This window comes from Polaromonas aquatica (assembly GCF_050626995.1).
GTDB classification, from domain to species: domain Bacteria; phylum Pseudomonadota; class Gammaproteobacteria; order Burkholderiales; family Burkholderiaceae_C; genus Polaromonas; species Polaromonas aquatica_A.
Map to the genome: position 1 here is coordinate 284,692 of NZ_CP192467.1, position 24,525 is coordinate 309,216.

Here is a 24,525-nt window from a genome sequence, read left to right on the forward strand (position 1 = left end):
CAAATGCTCTTCAAGCCAACAGGGGCCGCGGAACCGGCTTTGCCGGGCCGCAGGCGCAGCGGCCCCCTCGGGGGGCAGAGAGCTACACGAAGTGAGCGAACGTGGGGGCGCATGTCACTTCCAGATGTTGTACGGAGTCTGCATCCAGGCGCCCACGACCACCAGCCAGACCAGGGTCACGGGAATGAAAATCTTCCAGCCCAAACGCATAATCTGGTCATAACGAAAACGCGGGAAGGTGGCGCGCACCCACAGGAACATGGTGACCACCACAAAGGTCTTGGCGCCCAGCCATATCCAGCCCGGGATGAAGCTCAACGCTTCGACCGGAGGCAACCAGCCGCCCAGGAACAGCAGCACGGCCAGGATGGCGACCAGCCACATGTTGGCGTATTCAGCGAGGAAGAACATCGCGAAGGCCATGCCCGAGTACTCGACCATGTGGCCGGCCACGATTTCAGACTCGCCTTCAACGACATCGAAGGGGTGGCGGTTGGTCTCGGCAAGGCCGGAGATGAAGTACACGACAAAAATCGGCAGCAGCGGGAGCCAGTTCCAGGACAGGAAAGTCCAGCCATTGCTTGCCAGCATGCCCTTGCCCTGGCTCATCACGATGTCGGTCATGTTGAGGCTGCCGGACACCATGAGCACCACCACCAGGCAGAAGCCCATGGCGATTTCATAGCTGACCATTTGCGCCGAGGCGCGCATGGCGCCCAGGAAGGCGTATTTGGAGTTGGAAGCCCAGCCCGCGATGATTACGCCGTAGACCTCCAGCGAGGTGATAGCCATCAGGAACAGCAGGCCGGCATTGATGTTGGCCAGCGCGACCTCGGGCCCGAAGGGAATCACGGCCCAGGCGGCCAGAGCAGGCATGATGGTCATGATGGGGCCGAGCACAAACAGGCCCTTGCTGGCCGCCGTGGGGATGATGATTTCCTTGGTCAGCAGCTTGAGCGCATCAGCGATCGGCTGCAGCAGGCCGAAAGGGCCGACGCGGTTGGGGCCGAGGCGGATCTGGGTGAAGCCGATGGCCTTGCGTTCCCACAAGGTAAGGTAGGCCACAAGGCCCATCAGCGGTAGCAGGACACAGACGATCTTGATGAGTGTCCACAGCACAGGCCATACCGTGGCCGGCCAGACGCCACCCATCAAACCCTGGCCGAAGGTGAAGATTCCATCAATCATGCCGTCACTCCTTCGGGCCTGGCTTCGAGGCCGGCGGCCTGGCGAGCATCCACCGTCAGCTGCAGCGATGTGGCGCGCCTGACCAGCCCGTCGAGCTGGTAAATACTGGCCACGGCTGGTACGTGGGCAGGTGCGACCGACAAATCGACAGCGGCCGCGGTGCCATTGCCGAGCTTGGCCGCGGGAAGCTGCGCCGCGTCGGTGCCTGCGACCTGCTTGAGCACGTCCTGCGAGGATTCAAAATCAAAACCGGGCAAGCCCAGCAGGTTAGCGAGCACGCGCAGCACCTTCCAGGCCGGACGGGTATCGCCCAGCGGTTTGACGACGGCATGGAAACCTTGCACGCGGCCTTCGGCATTCACAAAGGTGCCGGGGGTTTCGGTGAAAGGCGCGATCGGCAGCAGCACGTCGCTGAAGCCCATGTTGGCCTTGAACGGGCTCAGCGTCACAACCATTTGCGCGGCGTTGAGCGCGGACCTGGCCCTGACGCCCGCGGCCGAGTCAAACTCGGGTTCGTTGTTGAGCAGGATCACCGCCTTGAGTTGGCCATCCAGCATCTGGCTGGCGTTGAGGCCCTTGCCTGCCGGCAAGGCGCCGGCCAGCTGGGCGCCCACGGTATTGGCGGCTTCCGTCAGGTAACCCACGGTAGCACCAGTCTGCGCGCCGATCCAGTTGGCAAGCGCCAGCAGGCTAGAGGCCTTGGCATGGTGCGCCGCGGCATTGCCCAGCAGGATGGCTTTGCGCTCACCACCCAGCAGGGACTTGGCGATCGCCTTGGCCGCGTCGGTTGCCTGGCCGGCTGCCGGCGCGGTGACGCCCTTGTCGGCGGCAATCGCGGCAGCAACATCGGCCAGGGCCTGGGCCCAGGCTTCAGGCGCGGCCAGCAGCGCGTTGGCGATGGGCATGGCCCAGGCCTCGGCGCCTGCCAGCTCGGCGGTGGAATTGACGGTGCTCAGCGCCCCACCCTTTCGAATCGCCTGGCGTATGCGCTGCGCGAACAGCGGATGATCCTTGCGCAGGTTGGAGCCGACCACCAGCACGCGCTGCAGCTGCGACAGCGAAGCGATGGAAGTGCCCAGCCAGCGGATGGCCGACGGCGCGGTGAATTCGGCGTTGCGCAGGCGGTAATCGACGTTCTCGCTTCCCAGGCCGCGCATCAATGAGGCGGCCAGGTAGATCTCTTCGAGCGTGCTGTGCGGGCTCGCCAGCGTGCCTATGCTGCCGGCGCCGTGGTCGGCCTTGATCTGCTTGAGGCCGTTGGCCACATATTCGAGCGCGGTCTGCCAATCGACGGCCTTCCACTCACCACCCTGCTTGAGCATGGGGCTGGTCAGGCGCTCGTCGCCGTTGAGGGCTTCATACGAGAAGCGGTCGCGGTCGGCGATCCAGCATTCGTTGACGTCTTCGTTCTCCAGAGGCACGACACGCATGACCTTGTTGCTCTTGACCTGGACGATCAGGTTGGCACCGGTCGAATCGTGCGGGCTGACCGACTTGCGGCGCGAGAGCTCCCAGGTGCGGGCGCTATAGCGGAAAGGCTTGCTGGTCAGCGCGCCGACCGGGCAGATGTCGATCATGTTGCCGGACAGTTCGGAGTCCACCGACATGCCGACGAAGGTTTCGATTTCGGCGTGCTCGCCGCGATGCGACATGCCGAGCTCCATCACGCCGGCCACTTCCTGGCCGAAACGCACGCAGCGAGTGCAATGGATGCAGCGACTCATTTCCTGCATGGAGATCAGCGGGCCGACGTCCTTGTGGAAGACCACGCGCTTTTCTTCTTCGTAGCGCGATTCGCTGCCGCCATAGCCGACGGCCAGGTCCTGCAGCTGGCACTCGCCGCCCTGGTCACAGATCGGGCAGTCCAGCGGGTGGTTGATCAGCAGGAACTCCATCACGCCCTTCTGGGCCTTGATGGCTTTGTCGTTCTTGGTGCGCACGATCATGCCCTGGGTGACGGGCGTGGCGCAGGCCGGCATGGGCTTGGGTGCCTTCTCCACGTCGACCAGGCACATGCGGCAGTTGGCAGCAATACTGAGCTTCTTGTGATAGCAGAAGTGCGGAATGTAGGTGCCGGCCTTTTCAGCCGCATGCATCACCGTGCTGCCTTCGAGCACTTCCACCTTCTGGCCGTCGAGTTCTATTTCAACCATATTTTTTCTTTCCGGGGCTCAGGCTTGCGCGGCGGCCGAAGCCTGGGATGCGGGAGCCTGGAGGGCTGGCGTCTTGATCATGGCTTCAAACTCATGGCGGAAATGCTTGATCATGGCCCGCACCGGCATGGCCGCGGCATCGCCGAGTGCACAGATGGTGCGGCCCTGGATGTTGTCGGCCACCGAGTTGAGCAGGTCCATGTCGGTCTGCTTGCCGTGACCGTTGTGGATGCGGTCCACGACGCGCCAGAGCCAGCCCGTGCCTTCGCGGCAAGGCGTGCATTGCCCGCAGGATTCGTGCATGTAAAAGTAGGACAGACGCTTGAGCGACTCGACCATGCAGCGGCTGTCGTCCATGACGATCACCGCGCCGGAACCCAGCATGGATCCGGCCTTGGCAATGGAGTCGTAGTCCATGGTGCATTCCATCATGATGGCAGCCGGCAGCACGGGCGCCGAAGACCCGCCGGGAATCACAGCCTTGAGCGTGCGGCCCTTGCGCACGCCACCGGCGAGTTCCAGCAGCTTGGAAAACGGCGTGCCCATGGGCACTTCATAGTTGCCGGGCAGTTCGACGTCGCCCGAGACCGAATAGATCTTGGTGCCGCCGTTGTTGGGCTTGCCGCATTCGAGGTAGGCCTGGCCGCCGTTGCGGATGATCCAGGGCACGGCCGCGAAGGTCTCGGTGTTGTTGATGGTGGTGGGCTTGCCGTAGAGGCCGAAGCTGGCCGGGAATGGCGGCTTGAAGCGCGGCTGGCCTTTTTTGCCTTCGAGCGATTCGAGCAGCGCGGTTTCTTCGCCGCAGATGTAGGCACCGAAGCCGTGCGAGGCATGGAGCTGGAAGCTGAAGCCGCTGCCGAGAATATTGTTGCCGAGCAGACCGGCGGCGCGCGCCTCTTCGAGCGCTTCTTCAAAACGCTGGTAGGTCGCGAAGATTTCGCCGTGGATGTAGTTGTAGCCCACACTGATGCCCATGGCGTAGGCGGCAATCGCCATGCCCTCGATCACGCTGTGCGGGTTGTACTGCATGATGTCGCGGTCTTTGCAGGTGCCCGGCTCGCCCTCATCCGAGTTGCAGACCAGGTATTTCTGGCCCGGGAACTGGCGCGGCATGAAACTCCACTTGAGCCCGGTCGGGAAACCCGCGCCGCCGCGGCCGCGCAGGCTGCCGGCCTTGACTTCAGCAATCACCTGGTCAGGCGTCATGCCCTCTCCGCCGTCCTGCTTGAGAATCTTGCGCAAGGCCTGGTAGCCGCCGCGCGCTTCGTAGTCCTTGATGCGCCAGTTGCTGCCGTCGAGATCGGCCAGGATTTGCGGACTGATGTGCCGGCCGTGGAAGCAGGTCTGCACGCCGGTGGCAGCGAACTGCGACAACACGCTTTGCGCTGCCGCGCTGGTGGGAGACGAGGATGCGAGCGTCATGATTACTTTGCCTCGGCGGATTTGAGACCCTCGATCAGCTGGTCCAGCTTCTCGTTGCTCATAAAACTGCACATGGTGAGGTCGTTGACAAGCATCACCGGCGAATCCGCGCAGGCGCCCAGGCATTCGGACTGCTGCAGCGTGAAAAGGCCGTCGGCGCTGGTCTCGCCCATGGCGATGCCGAGCTTGTGCTCCAGGTGCTTGAGCGCCTTGGCGCCGTCGCGCAACTGGCAAGGCAGGTTGGTACAGACGTTGAGTTTGTACTTGCCAACGGGGCGCTGGTTGTACATGTTGTAGAAGGTGGTGACTTCATGCACGGCGATCGGCGCCATGCCGAGGTATTCGGCCACGACCCTCTCGCTCTCGGCGCTGACATAGCCGTGCTCTTCCTGCAGGATGGTCAGGCAGGCCATGACGGCCGACTGCTTCTGGTCCGCGGGATATTTGGCGACTTCGCGGTCGAAACGCGCTCTGGTTTGTTCAGAAATCATGGGGACTACCGGTCAATTTCACCGAACACAATATCCATGGTGCCGATCACGGCGACGGCATCGGCAATCATGTGGCCGCGCGACATTTCATCCATGGCCGCGAGGTGCGGAAAACCCGGCGGACGGATCTTCAGGCGATAGGGCTTGTTGGCGCCGTCGCTGACGATGTAGATGCCGAACTCCCCCTTGGGGTGCTCGACCGCCGCATAGGCTTCGCCTTCGGGCACATGGAAGCCTTCAGTGAAGAGCTTGAAGTGGTGGATCAGCTCTTCCATGTTGGACTTCATGGATTCGCGGTCCGGCGCGGCGACCTTGTGGTTGCTGGTGATCACAGGGCCGGGGTTCACGCGCAGCCAGTCGACGCACTGCTTGATGATGCGGTTGGACTGGCGCATTTCCTCGACGCGGACCAGGTAGCGGTCGTAGCAGTCACCGGTCTTGCCGACCGGGATGTCGAAGTCCATCTTGTCGTAGACGTCGTAGGGCTGCTGCTTGCGCAGGTCCCAGGCGAAGCCCGAACCACGAAGCATGGGACCGGTGAAGCCGAGGTTCAGGGCCCGCTCGGGCGAGACGACACCGACGCCGACTGTGCGCTGCTTCCAGATGCGGTTGTCGGTCAGCAGGGTTTCGTATTCGTCGACGTAGCCGGGGAACCTGTTGGTGAAGTCTTCGATGAAGTCGAGCAGCGAGCCCTGGCGGTTTTCATTGAGCGCGGCAATGGCCTTGGCGTTCTTGACCTTACTGACGCGGTATTGCGGCATGCTGTCGGGCAGGTCGCGGTAGACGCCGCCCGGACGGAAGTAGGCCGCGTGCATGCGCGCGCCGGAGACAGCCTCGTACATGTCGAACAGCGCCTCGCGCTCGCGGAAGCAGTAAATCAGGATGTTCATCGCACCGCAGTCGAAACCGTGCGCGCCCAGCCACAACAAGTGGTTGAGCAGGCGCGTGATTTCGGCGTACATCACGCGGATGTATTGCGCGCGCACTGGCACGTCGACGCCGAGCAGCTTCTCGATGGCCAGGCAGTAGGCCTGCTCGTTGGACATCATGGAGACGTAGTCCAGCCGGTCCATGTAGGGCAGCGACTGGATGTAGGTCCTGCTTTCGGCGAGTTTTTCGGTGGCACGGTGCAGCAGGCCGATGTGCGGGTCGGCGCGCTGGATCACTTCGCCATCAAGCTCCAGTACCAGGCGCAGCACGCCGTGCGCCGCCGGATGCTGCGGTCCAAAGTTAAGCGTGTAGTTTTTGATTTCAGCCATGTGGGGTATCTCTTGCAAGCGCCGCTTACTGCAGGCCGCCGTAGTTGTCTTCGCGAATCACACGGGGAATGATTTCACGCGGCTCTATCGTGACCGGCTGGTAAATCACGCGCTTCTGCTCGGGGTCGTAACGCATCTCGACGTGGCCCGAGGTCGGGAAGTCCTTGCGGAACGGATGGCCGATAAAACCGTAGTCTGTCAGGATGCGGCGCAAGTCGTTGTGGCCCTCGAAGATGATGCCGTAAAGGTCGAAGGCCTCGCGCTCAAACCAGTTGGCAGAATTCCAGATGCCATTGAGCGAATCCACCACGGGGAAATCATCGTCGGGGCAGAACACCTTGAGGCGCACGCGCTGGTTGAGGCTGACCGACAGCAGGTGCGAGACCACGCAGTAGCGCAGGCCATCGTACTGGCCGTCCCGGTATTCGGAATAATCAACACCGCAGAGGTCGATGAGTTGCTCGAAGCGGCAACCGGGTGCGTCGCGCAGCGCGGTGGCGGCCGCAAGGTAATCGGCGGCGGAAACCGTGAGGGTGATTTCACCAAGCGCGGTCACCAGGCTTTTGACCTTGTCGCCGAGGACGGCATGAATCGTTTCGGCGAGTTGCTCCATGGACACGGGAGAAGAGGACATGCCTTATGCCCTCGCAATCGTGTTGGTGCGGCGGATTTTCTGCTGCAACTGGATGATGCCGTACATCAGCGCTTCCGCCGTGGGCGGGCAGCCGGGCACATAGACGTCGACCGGCACGATGCGGTCGCAGCCGCGAACCACGGAATAACTGTAGTGGTAATAACCGCCGCCGTTGGCACAGGAGCCCATGGACAGCACCCAGCGCGGCTCGGACATCTGGTCGTACACCTTGCGCAATGCCGGGCCCATCTTGTTGCACAGCGTGCCGGCCACGATCATCAGGTCGGACTGGCGCGGGCTGGGACGGAACAACATGCCGAAGCGGTCGAGGTCGTAACGGGCAGCACCGGCATGCATCATTTCGACGGCGCAGCAGGCCAGGCCGAATGTCATGGGCCAGAGCGAACCCGTCTTGGCCCAGTTCACCACCGAGTCGTAACTCGTGGTCATGAAGCCTTCGTTGAAAACACCTTCAAGTGACATACCCGTACCTTTGTGGCGAGATCCGCCTAGAGAACCCTCGGGATTCTTAGCTTCTTATTCCCAGTCCAGCGCACCCTTTTTCCACTCGTAGACGAAACCCACGACCAGAATGCCCAGGAAAATCATGACCGACCAGAAACCGATGGGGCCGATTTCCTTGAGCGCCACGGCCCATGGAAAAAGGAAGGCGATTTCGAGGTCAAACAGAATGAAGAGGATGGCGACCAGGTAGTAGCGCACATCGAATTTCATGCGGGCATCTTCGAAAGCCTCGAAGCCGCATTCGTAAGGGGAATTTTTTTCGCTGTCGGGGCGCACGGGGCCCAACAACCGCCCCAGGACCTGGGGCACCACGCCGACACCCACACCGACCAGAATGAACAGGAGAACAGGAAGGTATTGATCGAGGTTCATCGTGGATTCAACTTCTGAAAAGCCACCAGCGCGGTTTGTTTCAGCTTGCCATTTGAGGCGACAGCATCGCCGGAGCGCTGCTGCCGATGCTTGTACTGGTGCGGACGGCGAGACTCGAACTCGCACACCTTTCGGCACTACCCCCTCAAGATAGCGTGTCTACCAATTTCACCACGTCCGCGGTATTTAACTGCCTGGATGGCATGAGGAAACCTTGCGGTTTTGGGCTTTCCAGACAGTCTTAGAGTTTACCCCGAAATTCTGCCTCTCCCATGAGGAAGCGACAGCAAAACTCTTTATTTCGTCGGGATTTGCGCAGCGCCCGATGCCGCTGGGGCGGGGCTCGCAGGGACTGCTGTACCTGTATTTGCTGGCACCGTGGTTCCAGGGATCTGAGCAGCGCCAGAAGCTGCCGGCGCAGGGGCCGGAGCGGTGACTGCAGCACCTTCAAGAACGCTGGAACCGGTACGCGACTGCGTGTTGCCGAAGTAAGCGAGCAGCAAGGTGCAGGCAAAGAACAGCGCGGCCAGGACACCGGTGGTACGTGACAGAAAGTTGGCACTACCGCTGGCACCGAACAGGCTGCCCGAGCCGCCGCTGCCAAATGCCGCTCCCATGTCGGCACCCTTGCCATGCTGCACCAGAATCAGGCCGATCATGCCGACTGCCGAAAGCATTTGCACGGCGAGGACAATGGTCAATACAACGTTCATATCTACTCCTAAATTAATAGCGTTTTGCGCACGTCAGTTGTTGGCTGCGGCAACAATTGTTAAAAAATCCGGGGCTTTCAGAGAGGCGCCGCCAATCAACCCCCCATCAATGTCGGGCTGGGCCAGCAGCGATGCCGCATTGGCCGCGTTCATGCTGCCGCCGTAGAGAATTTTCACGCGTGCAAACTGGTCGGTGGCCGCCTTCAATTGACTCCGCAGCACCGCATGCACCGCTTGGGCTTCTTGCGGCGAAGCGGTCTTGCCAGTGCCGATAGCCCACACGGGTTCGTAGGCGATCACGATTTCGCTGATGCAATGGCCGTTGGTGTGGATCACTGCGGCCAATTGGCGCTTGACGACTTCTTCCGTATGTCCGGCTTCGCGCTCAGCCAACGTTTCACCGATACAGACGATGGGCGTGATGCCGGCGGCGAGCGCGGCCTTCGCCTTGTCGGCTACCAGTTGATCTGTTTCACCATGGTACTGACGCCGCTCCGAATGACCGACGATGGCAAAACGGCAGCCAAACTCCTTGAGCATGGCAGCACTCATTTCGCCCGTATAGGCACCAGAAGCATGCGCCGAAACATCTTGCGCGCCCAAGTCGACGGCAGCAAGGCCGGCTTGCTCGGAACGCAGGGTCCGCACCTGCGCCAGGTAAGGTGCGGGCACACAGACTGCCACCTCACACGCGCAGGGGGTGGCCAGGCCTTGCGCCAGTGCGTCCAACAGGGCAGCATTGGACGCTAGGCTGCCGTTCATCTTCCAGTTTCCTGCGATCAGCTTTTTCATGTTGCTCTGGCCCGCTTGCAGGCCTACCAGGTTAAAACGATCTTGCCGACATGCTGATTGGACTCCATCAACGCGTGCGCCTTGGCCGCATCCGCCGCGGCAAACGTGCTGTGAATCACCGGCTTGACGGCGCCGCTGGCGATCAAAGGCCAGACTTTTTCTTTCAGCGCCTTTGCGATGCCAGCCTTGAACTCAACGGAGCGCGGGCGCAAGGTCGAGCCAGTGATGGTCAGGCGTTTGCGCAGCACGAGCCCGGCATTGAATTCAGCCTTGGTGCCGCCTTGCAGCGCGATGATGACCAGACGGCCGTCTTCGGCCATGCAGTCGACTTCACGCGCCACATAGCCGCCGGCGACCATATCAAGAATGACGTCGACGCCCTTCCCGTTGGTCAGCCTCTTGGCCTCTTCGGCAAAGTCATTGGTTTTGTAGTTGATGGCATGGTCGGCGCCCAAAGCCACGCAAGCGGCGCATTTATCGGCGTTGCCGGCCGTGACCAGCACCGTGGCACCGAGCGCCTTGGCAATCTGGATGGCCGTCACACCGATGCCGCTGGAGCCGCCCTGGATCAACAGGGTTTCGCCCGGCCGCAAATGAGCGCGTTCAAACACATTGCTCCAAACCGTAAAAAAGGTCTCGGGGAGCGAAGCCGCTTCGAGATCGCTGAGGCCGGCAGGCACAGGCAGACACTGCGCGACGGGAGCAACGCACAACTCGGCGTAGCCACCGCCCGCTACCAGCGCGCAGACACGGTCGCCGATTTTCAAACCGGCATCGGCCATGGCCTGGGCATCGCCGGACACGACGACACCCGCCACTTCAAGCCCCGGAATGTCCGATGCACCCGGTGGCACCGGGTAGTGGCCCATGCGCTGCAACACATCAGGGCGGTTCACTCCGCTGGCATTCACACGGATCAGGACCTCACCAGCTCCCTCAACGGCCGCTGGGCGCGTGCCCATGCGCAATACCTCGGGGGCACCGTAGGACGTAATTTCAACAGCGTTCATGAATAATCAGATCATCTGCGCCGCCAGCACCCGGTATTCGGGCGCTAGCAGCTACAAAATCAATAGCAGATCGATCAGCCGCGGTCCTGGTCCTGGGCTGGACGGTCCAGCAAGGCCTTCATGGACAGCTTGACGCGACCCTTCTCGTCGGTCTCGAGTACCTTGACCTTGACGATCTGGCCTTCGCTCAGGTAGTCGGTGACCTTCTCGACTCGCTCGTGGGCGATCTGGCTGATGTGCAGCAGACCGTCCTTGCCAGGCAGCAGGTTGATCAGTGCGCCGAAGTCCAGGATCTTGGTGACCGGGCCTTCATAGACCTTGCCGATTTCGACTTCAGCGGTGATCTCGGCGATGCGGCGCTTGGCTTCGTCAGCCTTGGCGCTGTCGTTCGACGCGATCGTGATGGTGCCGTCTTCCTCGATGTTGATCTGCGTGCCGGTCTCTTCGGTCAGCGCACGGATGACAGCGCCGCCCTTGCCGATCACGTCGCGGATCTTCTCAGGGTTGATCTTCATGACATAGAGGCGCGGTGCGAAGTCGGACACTTCAGCCTTGGCTTCGCCCATGGCTTCCTGCATCTTGCCCAGGATGTGCATGCGGGCTTCCTTGGCTTGGGCCAGCGCGACCTGCATGATTTCCTTGGTGATGCCCTGAATCTTGATGTCCATCTGCAGCGCGGTGATACCGAAGGTGGTACCCGCAACCTTGAAGTCCATGTCGCCCAGATGATCTTCGTCACCCAGGATGTCGGTCAGCACGGCGAAGCGGTTGTCTTCCTTGATCAGGCCCATGGCGATACCGGCCACGTGGGCTTTCATCGGCACGCCGGCGTCCATCAGCGACAGGCAGCCGCCGCAGACCGAAGCCATCGACGAAGAACCGTTGGACTCGGTGATTTCAGACACCACGCGCATCGTGTACGGGAATTCTTCCTTCGTAGGCAGAACGGCGATCAGCGCGCGCTTCGCGAGCCGCCCATGACCAATCTCGCGGCGCTTTGGCGAGCCAACACGGCCGGTTTCGCCGGTGGCGAACGGAGGCATGTTGTAGTGCAGCATGAAGCGGTCTTCGTAGTCGCCCGACAGTGCGTCGATGCGCTGCGCGTCACGCTCGGTGCCCAGCGTGGTCACGACCAGCGCCTGGGTTTCGCCACGCGTGAACAGCGCCGAGCCGTGGGTACGGGGCAGCACGCTGTTGCGGATTTCAATGGCGCGAACGGTGCGCGTGTCGCGGCCGTCGATGCGCGGCTCGCCGGCCAGGATCTGGCTGCGGACGATCTTGGCTTCGATGTCGAACAGCATGCCTTCAACGGCCACGCCGTCGAATTCCACGCCGTCGGCCTTGAGCGACGCCATGACTTCAGAGGTCACAACGCGGCAGGCTTGCGTACGGGCTTGCTTGGCGCGGATCTGGTAAGCAGCTTGCAGCTTGGCGGCAGCGAGTTCGTTGACCTTGGCGATCAACGGCTCGTTCTTGGCGGGAGCTTTCCAGTCCCAGACCGGCTTGCCGGCATCGCGCACGAGTTCATGGATCGCGTTGATGGCGATGTTGCCCTGCTCATGGCCGAACACCACGGCACCGAGCATGATTTCTTCGGACAGCTGCTGGGCTTCGGACTCGACCATCAGCACAGCGGCTTCGGTGCCGGCCACAACCAGGTCCATCTTCGAATCCTTGAGCTGGGTCTTGCCGGGGTTCAGTACGTACTGGCCGTCGATGTAGGCCACGCGTGCGGCGCCGATGGGGCCGTTGAACGGGATGCCGGAGATCGACAGGGCTGCGCTCGAGGCAATCAGCGCGGGGATGTCGCCTTCGACTTCAGGGTTCAGCGACAGCACGTGGATCACGACCTGCACTTCGTTGAAGAAGCCTTCGGGGAACAGCGGACGGATCGGGCGGTCGATCAGACGGGACGTCAGCGTTTCGAATTCGCTGGGACGGCCTTCACGCTTGAAGAAGCTGCCGGGAATGCGGCCGGCGGCGTAGGTTTTCTCGAGGTAGTCGACGGTCAGGGGGAAGAAGTCCTGGCCGGGCTTGGCATCGGTCTTGGCGACCACGGTGGCCAGCACGACGGTGCCGTCCATGTCAACGATGACGGCGCCGCTGGACTGGCGTGCGACTTCGCCGGTTTCCATCGTGACCTTGTGCTGGCCCCATTGGAAGGATTTGGTGACTTTGTTAAAAATGCTCATGTTCTTTTCTCCACTAAATTCACGCACTTGAGGCAGTGCGGGAGGCCCGGAGGGGCGGCTGGCTGAACACGATGCCATTCCACAAAACGCCTGAAATCCATGGCTTGACCAGGGCTTTCTTGTGGAATGACACAGCGCGTGCTCGTTTTGCCTTGCTCCGAAGTAAAAAGCGCCTGAGCTAGTGAACTAACTCAGGCGCTTTCAAATCGTTTTTACCGATTACTTGCGCAGGCCAAGCTTGGCGATCAGCGCGGTGTAACGTTCGGCATCTTTGGACTTCAGGTAGTCCAGCAGCTTGCGGCGGCGGCTCACCATGCGCAGCAGGCCGCGGCGGCCGTGGTGATCCTTGGCGTTAGCCTTGAAATGGGGCGTCAGCTCGTTGATGCGGCCGGTCAGCAGCGCCACTTGAACTTCAGGGCTACCGGTGTCACCGGCGGCACGTGCGTTGGCCTGTACGATTTCGGCCTTGACTGATTTTGCAATCATGGTTTTCTCTTTCTTGCACCGAGGTGCGCTTGCGAGCGAAGCAGCGGCCCCGACATGGGACTTGAATAAACCGCTTTCGTCGTGTTCCGGCATGAAAAAGGCCAAAAACCTGTATTTAAGGCCTCAAACCGCACAGAGCCTTGGATTATAGCCTGAGAACCTGTTCAGGTTCCAAGCCAGCGCCTCAGCCGATCCACGCCCTGCCCCAGCCGGGCGGTGTCCTGGCTGGCGAAACACCAGCGCAGCCAGCCCTGAGCCTCAGGCCCCGGGTTGACCATGAAGGCGTTGCCGGGCGCCAGGCCCAACCCGGCCTCTACGACCAACCGTTTGGCCGTCTCCAGTGAGTCGCTAAAGCGCGCCTGGTCTTCCAGCCGGAAAAACGCGTACATGCCGCCCTTGGCCGGGGCCAGTTGTAAGCCGGGCACGGCCTGCAGCAGCGGCACCAGGGTGTCGCGGCAGGTTTTGAGGTGTGCCACCACGCGCGGCGTGATTTCAGCCGTGCGTTTAATGGCTACCAGGCCGGCACGCTGCACGAACACAGGCGCACAGGAGGTATTGAACTCCACCAGCTTGCCCATGTGCGGCGTCATGGCGGCCGGCATCACCAGCCAGCCCAGGCGCCAGCCTGTCATCAAAAAGCTCTTGGAAAAACTGTGAACTACCACCAGACGATCTTCAGGCGCCGCGATATCGAGAAAACTGGGCGCGCAGCCATTCGGGGTGGGCTCGTAATACAGCCGCTCATAGACTTCGTCGGCCAGTATCCACGTCCCGGTTTTCCGGCAGTGCGCCAGGATGGCTTCCTGCTCGGCACGCGAGAGGGTCCAGCCCGTGGGGTTGTTTGGCGCGTTGACGATCAGAAGTTTGGTTTTCGGCGTGATGGCCGCCAGCAACCCATCCACATCAAGCCGCCACTCACCCGCCACAGGCTTGAGGCTGATGCATTTCACATGCGCTCCCATAATGGCCGGCTGGGCCGTCAAATTGGGCCAAACCGGCGTCACAACCACCACCTCGTCGCCCGCGTCCACCAACGCCTGCACCGCCAGCATCAGGGCATTGACGCCGCCCGAAGTGACCGCGATGCGCTCGGCCGTGACCGGCGCGGCGCCTGCACAACGCAGGCCCGTCGCGTAAGCGGCAATGGCCTCCCGCAGCTCGGGCAAGCCCAGGTTTTGCGCATAAAAAGTCTCGCCCTGCTGTAGCGATGCAGCCGCCGCGTCGCGGATAAAAGCCGGCGTAACCTCGTCGCTCTCGCCAAACCAGAACTTGAGCACGTCGCTGTGCCCCATACCGGCATTGGCGACCTGGCGGATCATGGATTCTTCAAGGTTTAAAACAGCCTGTCTCATGGGAATGTTTCGATCTGCCTGCCGGCGTCGGTCAATGGGGGAAATAAAAGGGCCTGGAACTCAGGGCCGGACCATCTTGCAGCTGCTGGGCTGCTCGGCCTTTTCGGGTGAAATCGTCTTGATGACACGAAAGCCGTAGCCCGAGCCTTCCACATCGAACTTCACACCCGGCGATCCCTGCTTGCCCATCAGCGCCACCAGCAGCGGCTGCTGAAACTGGTGATCAGCTGAACGCATCACGCCTTTGTGACCCGCAAAGGTGACAGCACTTCGCTCCAGTTGCGCCGCCACGGCGCCTGCGTCAGCGCTGCCCGCCTTGTCAATGCCTTGGGCCAGGGCTTCGACCATGAGTTGCATGCGCATGTGCACATAGTCGTCCTGCGGCTTGGGGAAACGCTGGCGGAAGGACTGGTAAAAGGCCTCGGACTGCGCGCCCGCTTCGTTCGGAAACCAGTCAGCCACCGCGATCACCTTGCCCACGCCGGCGTCGCCCAGCGCACCCGGCACGCCCAGCGCATTGCCGTAGAAGGTGTAGAACTTGCCTTCGTAGCCGACCTCTTTGGCCGCCTTGATCAGCAGCGTCAAGTCATTGCCCCAATTGCCCGTGAGCACCGCTTGCGCACCACTGGCCTTGATCTTCGCCGCATAGGGAATGAAGTCCTTGACGCGGCCCAGCGCATGCAATTCGTCACCCACGATCTGCACGTCAGGCCGTTGCGCGCCCAGCTGCTTGCGCGCCTCGCGCAGCACCGCTTGGCCGAAGCTGTAGTCCTGCCCAATCAGGTAAATGCTTTTAAGTGCCTTGTCGTCCCTGAGCACATCCATGAGCGCAGCCATGCGCATGTCGGCATGGGCATCAAAGCGGAAATGCCAATAGCTGCATTTTTCATTCGTCAGGATCGGGTCGACTGCCGAATAGTTGAGAAACAGCACGCGTTTGTTCGGTTCGCGTTCGTTGTGCTTGTTGATGGCGTCGATGAGCACAGCCGCAATCGCGGAGGAGTTGCCCTGCGCAATGATGGTCACGCCGTCGTCGATCGCCGAGCGTAAGGCCGCCAATGCCTCTTCGTTCTGGCCCTTGTTGTCATAGCGCTCGACCACGAGGTTGCGCGGGCCTCCGGCCAGGTTGACGCCGCCGCGCGCGTTGACGCGCTCGGTGGCCCAAACCAGGTTTCGGAACACCGCTTCGCCAGTGTTGGCGAATGCGCCCGACAGGCTTTCGATCAGTGCGATGCGCACCGGAGGCTGGCTCGTGGTCTGCGCGGACGCGGCCAACGAGGCGCCGAGACATAGGGCCATGAGGAGGCGTTTCAAGTGTTGACGCATAAAAAAATAGACCCTTGCCTTTTGTTTGCTTTAGCTTGAATAAACCGGCTGCACACCTAACTGATGTGCATGCGGCAATCACGGTGAACGCCGCGCAGTGTAAGGGGAAACGCCCCTTGTCAACCCATCAAGGAACAGCCATGTTTTACTCTCTCGCCAATCGCCCCGCTCGCGCCCTTCATCGTCACTATGCGCCTGTCGTGAGCAACGGCGCCCTCGAAAAATTCCTCAACGATACCTTCAGCTCGCTCTCCGACACCAGCGCCGCCAAAGCCGCCAGCGTGGAAGACCTTGAGAAAGCCTACAGCCTGCAGCTTGACGTTCCCGGCCTGGCCCGCGAACAACTGGACATCGGCATCGAAGGCGACGTGGTCCGCGTATCCAGCAAGGAAGGTGCGGCCCGTCAAGTCAAGGCCGCATGGCGCTTCCCTCTCGAAATCGATACCGCCAACAGCACAGCCAAGCTTGAAAACGGCGTACTGACCCTGACTTTGGGCAAAAAGGTCCCTGTCAGCAACGTGACGCATCTCGATATTCAGTAACTGGATCGTTCGAAGCTCAGGCGGAACGGCTCAGGCCGGTTCCGCCTGTAATTCGGCCAGGTTCCAGCGCGGCTTCACATCAAAGGTGTAGCCGCGTTGCAGTATTTCCAGCCCTGCTTGCAGCCGCATACCGGCGGCCAAGGCGATCATGGCGCCGTTGTCAGTACACAAATGCAGTTCGGGGTAATGCACGCGAATGCCGCGCTGCTTGCATTCGGCATTGAGCTGGTCGCGTAGCAAGGCATTGGCACCCACGCCACCGGCCACCACCAGGCGCTTCAAGCCGGCTTGCTTCATCGCGGCAAGGGATTTTTTTACCAGCACTTCAACGATGGCCGCCTGCGTCGCGGCCGCCAGGTCGGCCTTGCGGCTTTCCAGGTCCGGCCCCAGTTTTTTGGCCTGCGTCAGCACAGCGGTCTTGAGCCCGGCAAAGGAAAAATCCAGGTCACCGCTGTGCAGCAGGGGCCGCGGCAGTTTAAAAGCCGCCCCGTCGCCGCCATCCGCGAGTTTCGACAGATGCGGCCCACCTGGATAAGGCAGGCCCATGAGCTTGGCCGACTTGTCAAAGGCCTCGCCGGCCGCGTCATCAATGGTTTCGCCGAGCAATTCGTAACTGCCCACACGGTCCACCCGCATCAGCTGCGTGTGGCCACCAGATACCAGCAGCGCCACAAAGGGAAACTCAGGCGGATCGGCACTCAGGAAAGGCGATAGCAAGTGCCCTTCAAGGTGATGCACGCCCATGGCCGGCTTGCCCAGCGCGGCAGCCAGCGAACAAGCCACGCCGGCGCCTACCAGCAGCGCTCCAGCCAGCCCGGGGCCGCGCGTATAAGCCACCACGTCGACCTGTGCGAGGCTGCTGCCCGCCTCCGCCATGACCTGGTGCGTCAGAGGCAAGACGCGCCGGATATGGTCCCGGCTCGCCAGCTCCGGCACCACGCCGCCATAAGCCTGATGCATGTCGATCTGGCTGAACAGCGCGTGCGACAGCAGACGCGGCACACCGCTGCCACTGGCATCCACCAGCGCCACACCGGTTTCATCACAACTCGATTCGATTCCAAGAACTAGCATCGTCCAAGTGTAAGGTTTAGGCAGCGCGCCCCCGGATACTTAGCCCTCACAGCTTGTGGTTCGTGGGAACTCTTCAACCAAGCATGAGCCGCGGGACTGGCTGCGCCAGACCGCAAGCGGGCGGCCCCCTCGGGGGGCAGGGAGTTACACGAAGTGAACGACCGTGGGGGCACGTTTCTTGCACTTACGGCTCCATGACACCGTCCCAATCCCTGCGCCTTGTCATCATCGCCCCGGACCTGCTGGAGTCCGTGTCCGATGACGCCCATGCGCGGGAACTGGCCGAGCGTTCGCGCCAGCTGCGCATCGGCCTGCTGGAAAACGGTTACAACATCGTCGCGGTGCTGCCGGCGGACACCTTCCTGGACGAACGCCTGGCGCAGTTGCAGCCCGACATGATCATCGTGGACGCTGAAAGCGAAGCGCGCGACTCGCTGGAGCATGTGGTGATGGCAACGCGGGACGCCCGGCGGCCCATCGTGCTGTTCACGAACGACAACGACACCAGCCACGTCAAGGACGCCGTTGCGGCTGGCGTCTCCGCCTATGTGGTGGCGGGCCTCTCCCCGGACCGTATTCGCCCGATCCTGGACGTGGCGATGGCGCGCTTTGAACACGAGCAGGGCCTGCGTAAGGAACTGGCGCACGCCAAAACAGAGTTGCATGACCGCAAGGTCATTGACAGGGCTAAAGGCATGCTCATGCAGCGCCAAGGCCTGACCGAGCAAGCCGCTTATGAAAAGCTGCGCAAGGCCGCCATGGACAAGGGCCTGCGGCTGGGCGATGTGGCCCAACGCATGCTGGATGCCTTGGACCTGCTGGGCTAATCGCACCAGCAACGCAGGACACTCAATTGGTGCGGCGCACAAATAAGGTGCAGTACCAGCCATACCTACGCGGAACTCCTGTCTCTGCGAGCACCTCGTCAAGCCAAAAACCCCGTCGCACAAACGGAGCATTTGGCCCGCCCTTCCCTCTGAAGGACGTCTTCTTTGGTGACATTCGCTAACACTGGCACAGCTTTTGCAATGCCCTAGGCACTGGTCAAAGATGGCCATCCGGCACAGCACTTCAACGGCGAAGTGTGTAGTGCCCCAAGGAACAAAGGCGTTCGCACCCTGCACCACGTTCAACGTGATTGCCCGGGTCGAGCGCCTTTTTTGTTTTTGTCTTTTGCTTTTATTTACCAGGAGCCGACACATGACTGAACTGCTGAAATCTTCGCTGACACGCCGCACCGTGCTGCAGGCCGCGGCCGTAGGCGCCGTGGGCATCAACCCTGCCCTGCGCGCCGCCGTATACGCACAAGGCTCCGACGCACCAGAGAAAAAGGAAGTCAAGATCGGCTTCATCCCCCTGACCGACTGCGCCTCGGTGGTGATGGCCTCGGTGCTAGGCATCGACCAGAAATACGGCGTCAAGATCATCCCGACCAAGGAAGCCAGCTGGGCAGGCGTGCGCGACAAGCTGGTGAACGGCGAGCTGGACTTCGCCCACGTGCTCTATGGCCTGGTCTACGGCGTACACATGGGCACGGCCGGCCCCAAGAAGGACATGGCCGTGCTGATGACGCTCAACAATAACGGGCAGGCCATTACGCTGTCCAAGAAGCTCGCCGACAAGGGCGCGGTGGACGGTGCGGGTCTTGCCAAACTCATGGCCGGCGAAAAGCGCGAATACACCTTCGCCCAGACCTTCCCCACCGGCACGCACGCCATGTGGCTCTACTACTGGCTGGCCGCCAACGGCATCAACCCGATGAAGGACGCCAAGGTCATCACCGTGCCGCCTCCGCAAATGGTGGCCAACATGCGCGTGGGCAACATGGACGGCTTCTGCGTAGGCGAGCCCTGGGGCCACCGCGCCATCATCGACGGCATCGGCGTGACCGCCGTGACCACCCAGGACGTCTGGAAGGACCACCCCGAAAAAGTGCTGGGCACCACGGCCGACTTCGTCAAAAAATATCCCAATACAGCGCGCGCCGTGACCGCCGCCATCATCGAGGCCGGCAAATGGATTGACGCCAGCCTCTCCAACAAGAACAAGATGGCCGAGACCGTGGCCGACAAGAGCTACGTCAACACCAGCGTGGACGCCATCAACCAGCGCATCCTGGGCCGCTACCAGAACGGCATGGGCAAGACCTGGGACGACCCCAACTACATGAAGTTCTACAACGACGGCGCGGTGAGCTTCCCTTACCTCTCCGACGGCATGTGGTTCCTCACGCAGCACAAGCGCTGGGGACTGATCAAGGACCACCCGGACTACCTGGGCATCGCCAAGCAGATCAACCACATCGACGTCTACAAGCAGGCGGCCACAGCCGCCAAGGCCAGTGTCCCCAAGGACGTCATGCGCAGCAGCAAGCTGTTGGACGGCACGGTGTGGGACGGCAAGGACCCGAAAAAGTACGCCGACAGCTTCAAGGTTCGCGCCTGAACACCCACGCTATCTCCACGCCACACCCCACTCAACCTTCCACGTAAAGAGGTGACGCCATGGTCAGTGCCGTATTTCACAACCCGCTGGAGGCGGCCGCACCGGCAAGCCGCGGCAGCGAAAGGCCCAGGGAGGCCACCGCTATCAATTCGATAGCTGGTGGCGCTGATTCAACTGGCGCCGCAGCCCAAAACAGCATGAACGTTTCAACAAAACCCGCCCCAACCACCAAGCCATCCGGCGACGCCTCCTGGCTCTGGCTCACCATCCTGCCCCCTGTGTTGGGCCTGGGTTTGCTGGTGCTGATCTGGGAGCTTGTTTTTATGGGCACGGCCGGCAGCATCCCCTCGCCCAAAGACACCTTTGTGCAGGCGGTGCAGATCTTCAGCGATCCTTTCTACAGCAAGGGCCCCAACGACCAGGGCGTGGGCTGGAACGTGCTGTCCTCCCTCAAGCGCGTGGCCATGGGCTTCGGCATGGCGGCGGTCGTCGGCATCCCGGTCGGCTTCATGATCGGTCGCTTCAACTTTTTGAGCCGCATGTTCAACCCGCTGATAAGCCTCTTGCGCCCAGTCTCGCCGCTGGCCTGGCTGCCCATCGGCCTGCTGGTCTTCAAGGGCGCCAACCCGGCCGCCATCTGGACCATCTTCATCTGCTCAATCTGGCCCATGATCATCAACACCGCCGTCGGCGTGCAACGCGTTCCGCAGGACTACATGAATGTCGCCCGCGTACTCAACCTCAGCGAATGGAAGATCGTCACCAAGATCCTCTTCCCCGCGGTGCTGCCCTACATGCTGACCGGCGTGCGTCTGGCCGTCGGCACCGCCTGGCTGGTGATCGTCGCGGCAGAGATGCTGACCGGCGGCGTCGGCATCGGCTTCTGGGTCTGGGACGAGTGGAACAACCTCAACGTCAAGAACATCATCATTGCAATTTTTGTCATCGGCATCGTCGGCCTGGTGCTGGAGTTCGCCCTGATCAAGCTGGCCACGGCCTTCACGTTTGAAGAAGTCAAGAACTGAACACGAGGAACCCACCATGACCTCTTTCACCACCAAGTACATCGAGATCCAGGGCGTCGAGCAAACCTTCAAGACCAAAAAGGGGCCGTTCTGCGCACTGCAAAACATCAACCTCACGGTTGCCAAAGGCGAGTTCGTCACACTCATCGGCCACTCGGGGTGCGGCAAATCCACGCTGCTTAACCTGATTGCCGGGTTGACCACACCAACCCAGGGCAGCCTGCTGTGCGCCAACCGCGAGATTGCCGGACCCGGCCCCGAGCGGGCCGTCGTGTTCCAGAACCATTCACTATTGCCATGGCTCACCTGCTTTGAGAACGTCTACCTTGCGGTTGAGCGGGTTTTTTCAGCCACGGAAAACAAAGCCCAGCTGAAAGCCCGCACCGACGCCGCACTGGCCATGGTCGGACTGACGCCCGCGGCGCAAAAACGCCCCGGTGAGATTTCAGGCGGCATGAAGCAGCGCGTCGGCATTGCACGCGCACTGTCGATGGAGCCCAAGGTGTTGCTGCTGGACGAGCCGTTCGGCGCCCTCGACGCACTGACCCGCGCCAAGCTGCAGGACGAGCTGCTGCAAATCGTCGCCACCACACAAAGCACGGTGGTCATGGTGACCCACGATGTGGACGAGGCGGTGCTCCTGAGTGACCGCATTGTGATGATGACCAACGGTCCTGCCGCCACTATTGGCGAGGTATTGCCAGTGGAACTTTCCCGCCCGCGTTCCCGCGTGGCGCTGGCCGAGGACATCCGCTACCTGGGTTACCGCAAGGCCGTGATCGATTTCCTTTACACCCGCCAGGGCCACGTCGAAAAAGCAGCCTGAAGTAATGGCTCGCCCCCGGAGCGCCTTCGGCGTCGCCCCCTCGAGGGGGCGCCACCAGCAGCCCGGCAAAGCCGGTTCTATGGTGGCCCGCGACTAAACAACCAAGCAGGAGGTTTTTTTAATGTCTGCAGTTCTGCCCGTTTCCGGTGCCGACAGAATCGCCCGTGGCGCACCGGTCGGCACACGGCCGCCGGCATTGCGCGGCCTCTCCTCACTCGGCAAGTACCGTGAAATCATCATCGCGGTGGCACTCTTTCTGCTGTTCGACCTGGGGGTGCTGGTCCTGAACTTCTACACCTCGTTCAAGATCGACCAGGACACCGTGGCCATCAATCTCTCGGGACGCCAGCGCGTCGTCTCGCAACGCGTCGCGCGCACCCTGCTGGAGCTTGACGCCATGCGCGTCTCGGGCGTGCCCTACAGGGCCGACACCCTCGCGGAATTGCGCGCGGGCGCAAAAATCTTCCAGGTGTCACAGCTGGCGTTTCGCGAGGGCGGCACCATTCCCGGCGGCGACGGCAAGCCGGTCTACCTGGAGCCCGTAGTGTCCAGCCGCGGCCGTGAACTCGAGGAAAAGGTGGAGCAAATCTGGAAGCCCTACTTCGCCCTGCTCCAGCCGCTGCTGGCAAGCGACAACTTCACGCAACAGGAACTGGCCACCGCACTGGCCTACAGCCAGGCCCACAACATCCAGCTGCTGGGCGCGGCCAACGACTTCGTGACTGAAACGCAGCAGATCGGTGCCTCGCGCGCCAGTGTGCTGCGCATGGTGCAAACCGGCGGCATCGTGCTGGCATTGCTGAATTTCGCCTTCATCCTGTTCAAGTTCCTGCGCCGCCTCAAAACCTCGGACGCGGCCATTGAGGCAGCTACCGAAGAAAACCGCGAGATTCTCGCCAGCGTACGCGAAGGCCTGTTCCTGCTGACGCCCCAACACCAGCTCGGCTCCCAGTTGTCCCGCTCAACCCACGCGCTGTTCGGCAAGACACTGGCACCAGGACAAAATTTCTTCTACCAGCTGTCCACCCTGGTATCCGACAAGGCATTGACCGATGCACGGGACTATGTCGAGTTGCTGTTCTCCCCGCACGTGAAGGAACAACTCATCCAGGGCATCAACCCGCTGTCGGAGGTGGAACTCACCGTCAGGAACCGGCTGGGCCAAGACACCAAGCGCTACCTTTCTTTCCATTTCAACCGGGTGCAGGACGGCGCCACCGTGCGGCACCTGCTGGTCACTGTGCAGGACATCACGCAAAAGGTGGAACTGCAGGCCCGGCTGACCGGCGAACGCCAGCGCTCGCAAAAAGAGCTGTCCATGATGCTCAAGGCCTTCGAGACGGAACCGGCCATGATGCGCGCCTTCGTCGAGCGCGCCGAAGCGTCTCTGCTGGAAGTCAATGACCTGTTGCGAAGCACTTCATCGGCTGCCTCGGAAGTCCAGGTGTTCAAAGCCGTTGACGGCGCCTACCGCCGCATTCACGCCTTCAAGGGCGACGCAGCATCGCTGGGCCTGGAAATCCTGGCCACGCTGGCCCATCAATTCGAAAGCGAACTGCAAAAGCTCAAGGACAACGGCGCCGCCACCGGTGACGCCCTGCTGGCCCTGCCCCTGCCGCTCGAAGACCTGCTGGCCAAGGTCGGGGCCTTCAAGGCACTGGGCCAGAAGCGCACAGGTGGCGACACATCACCCACCCCCGAGGGCTCCGCAGCACAAGGACTGAACGCGGCGCTGACCCAGCTGGCGAACGAGGTCAGCACCGACTGCGGCAAACGCGTGAATGCTGAGGTACGTATGGGCAGTGCCCAGGACATGCCGGCCGACAAAATGAACCTGCTGCGTGAAATCGCCATCCAGTTGTTGCGCAACGCCGTGGTGCATGGCGTGGAGACTCCCGCCGTACGGCTCGCCGCGGGCAAGGCGGAGGCCGGGCGAATCGCCGTCAACCTCAACCGCAATGAGGAGGGCCAGTGGCAGCTCAGCGTTCGCGATGACGGAGCAGGCCTTAACGCCTCCGACGTTCGCCGCCGGCTGCTGGAGCTGGGTTGGTACACGGCAGAACAGCTGCAAAGCTTCAACGAGCAGCAGATCGTTTCGCATATTTTCAAGCCGGGTTTCTCCACGGCCGGTAACACATCCCGGCATGCGGGCCGCGGCGTAGGCCTGGACCTGGTGCAGTCCAACGTGCGGAGTCTCGGCGCGCGCCTGCTGCTCTCCAGCACGCCCGGCCAGCACACCGAATTCAAGGTTTCTTTTTCCTGAATTTTTCTGAAGCGATCCCGCAATGGCCATCACATACCTCACACAGGAGCCTCTCCATGCGACTGCTGATTGTTGACGACTCCAACATGATCCGGACCCGGATTTCGCGTGTGGTGCAAAACGGCGGCATCAAGGGCGTGGTGCTTGCGGGCCTGGCCAAAAACGGCGTTGAAGCCGTACGGCTGGCCCGGGCAACCCGCCCCGAAGTCGTCACCATGGACCTGACCATGCCCGAGATGGATGGCATCGAATGCATCACCGCATTGCTGAAGTTCGACCCGTCCATCAAGATACTGGTGGTCAGCGCCCTCAGCGACAAGTCAACAGCCATCCAGGCACTCAAGCTGGGCGCCCGTGGCTTCGTCGCCAAACCCTTCACCGACGAAGAGCTGCAGATTGCGCTGCTCGACGTTGCAGACGTGCGCTAAGGATTGC

At 61.8% G+C, this 24,525-nt stretch carries 23 protein-coding genes and 1 tRNA gene; 7 read left to right on the forward strand and 17 right to left on the reverse strand.

Features of this window, described 5'->3' with window-relative positions; all coding sequences use genetic code 11:
• Positions 1–114 precede the first annotated feature (114 nt).
• The 16 genes from nuoH to ACQ4MS_RS01455 form a co-directional block, all read right to left on the reverse strand.
• Entirely contained in the window at positions 115–1,188 is a 1,074-nt protein-coding gene (gene nuoH, locus ACQ4MS_RS01380; protein WP_431097240.1) for an NADH-quinone oxidoreductase subunit NuoH, read from the reverse strand.
• Entirely contained in the window at positions 1,185–3,341 is a 2,157-nt protein-coding gene (gene nuoG / locus ACQ4MS_RS01385; protein WP_431097241.1) for an NADH-quinone oxidoreductase subunit NuoG, read from the reverse strand. The genes nuoH and nuoG overlap by 4 nt, the downstream gene beginning before the upstream one ends.
• A gap of 18 nt (positions 3,342–3,359) precedes the next feature.
• Positions 3,360–4,763 carry an NADH-quinone oxidoreductase subunit NuoF gene (gene nuoF / locus ACQ4MS_RS01390; protein ID WP_431097243.1) on the reverse strand — a complete coding sequence of 468 codons (1,404 nt, stop codon included), beginning with the start codon at positions 4,761–4,763 and terminating at the stop codon, positions 3,360–3,362.
• 2 nt (positions 4,764–4,765) lie between these two features.
• Positions 4,766–5,254 carry an NADH-quinone oxidoreductase subunit NuoE gene (nuoE, locus tag ACQ4MS_RS01395; protein WP_431097245.1) on the reverse strand — a complete coding sequence of 163 codons (489 nt, stop codon included), beginning with the start codon at positions 5,252–5,254 and terminating at the stop codon, positions 4,766–4,768.
• A gap of 5 nt (positions 5,255–5,259) precedes the next feature.
• Positions 5,260–6,513, reverse strand: coding sequence for an NADH-quinone oxidoreductase subunit D (locus ACQ4MS_RS01400; RefSeq protein ID WP_431097247.1), 1,254 nt, complete (start codon positions 6,511–6,513; stop codon positions 5,260–5,262).
• Positions 6,514–6,538: 25 nt separating this feature from the next.
• Positions 6,539–7,147: an NADH-quinone oxidoreductase subunit C gene (locus ACQ4MS_RS01405; RefSeq protein WP_431097248.1), complete on the reverse strand. Its 609-nt coding sequence runs from the start codon at positions 7,145–7,147 to the stop codon at positions 6,539–6,541.
• A gap of 3 nt (positions 7,148–7,150) precedes the next feature.
• Positions 7,151–7,630, reverse strand: a complete 480-nt coding sequence (locus tag ACQ4MS_RS01410; RefSeq protein WP_007864469.1) for a NuoB/complex I 20 kDa subunit family protein — start codon at positions 7,628–7,630, stop codon at positions 7,151–7,153.
• Between the two features lie 54 nt (positions 7,631–7,684).
• A complete protein-coding gene (locus tag ACQ4MS_RS01415; protein ID WP_431097250.1) occupies positions 7,685–8,044 on the reverse strand; it encodes an NADH-quinone oxidoreductase subunit A in 360 nt (119 codons plus the stop codon).
• Positions 8,045–8,140: 96 nt separating this feature from the next.
• Positions 8,141–8,225 (reverse strand) — tRNA-Leu (locus ACQ4MS_RS01420).
• Positions 8,226–8,340: 115 nt separating this feature from the next.
• Positions 8,341–8,757 carry a preprotein translocase subunit SecG gene (gene secG / locus ACQ4MS_RS01425; protein WP_431097251.1) on the reverse strand — a complete coding sequence of 139 codons (417 nt, stop codon included), beginning with the start codon at positions 8,755–8,757 and terminating at the stop codon, positions 8,341–8,343.
• A gap of 33 nt (positions 8,758–8,790) precedes the next feature.
• Positions 8,791–9,549: a triose-phosphate isomerase gene (gene tpiA / locus ACQ4MS_RS01430; protein ID WP_431097252.1), complete on the reverse strand. Its 759-nt coding sequence runs from the start codon at positions 9,547–9,549 to the stop codon at positions 8,791–8,793.
• A gap of 23 nt (positions 9,550–9,572) precedes the next feature.
• Positions 9,573–10,559: an NAD(P)H-quinone oxidoreductase gene (locus tag ACQ4MS_RS01435; RefSeq protein WP_431097254.1), complete on the reverse strand. Its 987-nt coding sequence runs from the start codon at positions 10,557–10,559 to the stop codon at positions 9,573–9,575.
• 74 nt (positions 10,560–10,633) lie between these two features.
• Positions 10,634–12,751: a polyribonucleotide nucleotidyltransferase gene (gene pnp / locus ACQ4MS_RS01440; RefSeq protein WP_431097255.1), complete on the reverse strand. Its 2,118-nt coding sequence runs from the start codon at positions 12,749–12,751 to the stop codon at positions 10,634–10,636.
• Positions 12,752–12,970: 219 nt separating this feature from the next.
• Entirely contained in the window at positions 12,971–13,237 is a 267-nt protein-coding gene (rpsO, locus tag ACQ4MS_RS01445; protein WP_431097257.1) for a 30S ribosomal protein S15, read from the reverse strand.
• Between the two features lie 164 nt (positions 13,238–13,401).
• Complete coding sequence (locus ACQ4MS_RS01450; RefSeq protein ID WP_431097258.1) at positions 13,402–14,589, reverse strand: pyridoxal phosphate-dependent aminotransferase; 1,188 nt, start codon at positions 14,587–14,589, stop codon at positions 13,402–13,404.
• A gap of 60 nt (positions 14,590–14,649) precedes the next feature.
• Positions 14,650–15,888 (reverse strand): branched-chain amino acid ABC transporter substrate-binding protein, encoded by a 1,239-nt coding sequence (locus ACQ4MS_RS01455; protein WP_431097259.1) that lies wholly within the window; start codon positions 15,886–15,888, stop codon positions 14,650–14,652.
• A gap of 167 nt (positions 15,889–16,055) precedes the next feature.
• On the opposite strand from ACQ4MS_RS01455, the gene ACQ4MS_RS01460 reads away from it, so the two are divergent.
• Positions 16,056–16,457: an Hsp20/alpha crystallin family protein gene (locus ACQ4MS_RS01460; RefSeq protein WP_431097260.1), complete on the forward strand. Its 402-nt coding sequence runs from the start codon at positions 16,056–16,058 to the stop codon at positions 16,455–16,457.
• A gap of 30 nt (positions 16,458–16,487) precedes the next feature.
• On the opposite strand, the gene tsaD is transcribed toward ACQ4MS_RS01460, so the two are convergent.
• Positions 16,488–17,531, reverse strand: coding sequence for a tRNA (adenosine(37)-N6)-threonylcarbamoyltransferase complex transferase subunit TsaD (gene tsaD / locus ACQ4MS_RS01465; RefSeq protein ID WP_431097261.1), 1,044 nt, complete (start codon positions 17,529–17,531; stop codon positions 16,488–16,490).
• Positions 17,532–17,725: 194 nt separating this feature from the next.
• Here tsaD and ACQ4MS_RS01470 point away from each other — a divergent pair, with 194 nt between their 5' ends.
• The 6 genes from ACQ4MS_RS01470 to ACQ4MS_RS01495 all read left to right on the forward strand — a co-directional run bounded on the left by ACQ4MS_RS01470 (position 17,726) and on the right by ACQ4MS_RS01495 (position 24,518).
• Positions 17,726–18,358: an ANTAR domain-containing response regulator gene (locus ACQ4MS_RS01470; protein WP_431097263.1), complete on the forward strand. Its 633-nt coding sequence runs from the start codon at positions 17,726–17,728 to the stop codon at positions 18,356–18,358.
• A gap of 373 nt (positions 18,359–18,731) precedes the next feature.
• Entirely contained in the window at positions 18,732–19,976 is a 1,245-nt protein-coding gene (locus ACQ4MS_RS01475) for an ABC transporter substrate-binding protein (protein ID WP_431097265.1), read from the forward strand.
• 59 nt (positions 19,977–20,035) lie between these two features.
• The gene (ntrB, locus tag ACQ4MS_RS01480; protein ID WP_431097267.1) at positions 20,036–21,001 is read left to right on the forward strand and encodes a nitrate ABC transporter permease; all 966 of its coding nucleotides are present in this window, start codon (positions 20,036–20,038) and stop codon (positions 20,999–21,001) included.
• 16 nt (positions 21,002–21,017) lie between these two features.
• Complete coding sequence (locus ACQ4MS_RS01485) at positions 21,018–21,827, forward strand: ABC transporter ATP-binding protein (RefSeq protein WP_431097269.1); 810 nt, start codon at positions 21,018–21,020, stop codon at positions 21,825–21,827.
• A 121-nt stretch (positions 21,828–21,948) separates the two neighbouring features.
• The gene (locus ACQ4MS_RS01490; RefSeq protein ID WP_431097271.1) at positions 21,949–24,090 is read left to right on the forward strand and encodes an ATP-binding protein; all 2,142 of its coding nucleotides are present in this window, start codon (positions 21,949–21,951) and stop codon (positions 24,088–24,090) included.
• Between the two features lie 56 nt (positions 24,091–24,146).
• Positions 24,147–24,518 carry a response regulator gene (locus ACQ4MS_RS01495; protein WP_431097273.1) on the forward strand — a complete coding sequence of 124 codons (372 nt, stop codon included), beginning with the start codon at positions 24,147–24,149 and terminating at the stop codon, positions 24,516–24,518.
• The last annotated feature ends 7 nt before the right edge of the window (positions 24,519–24,525 follow it).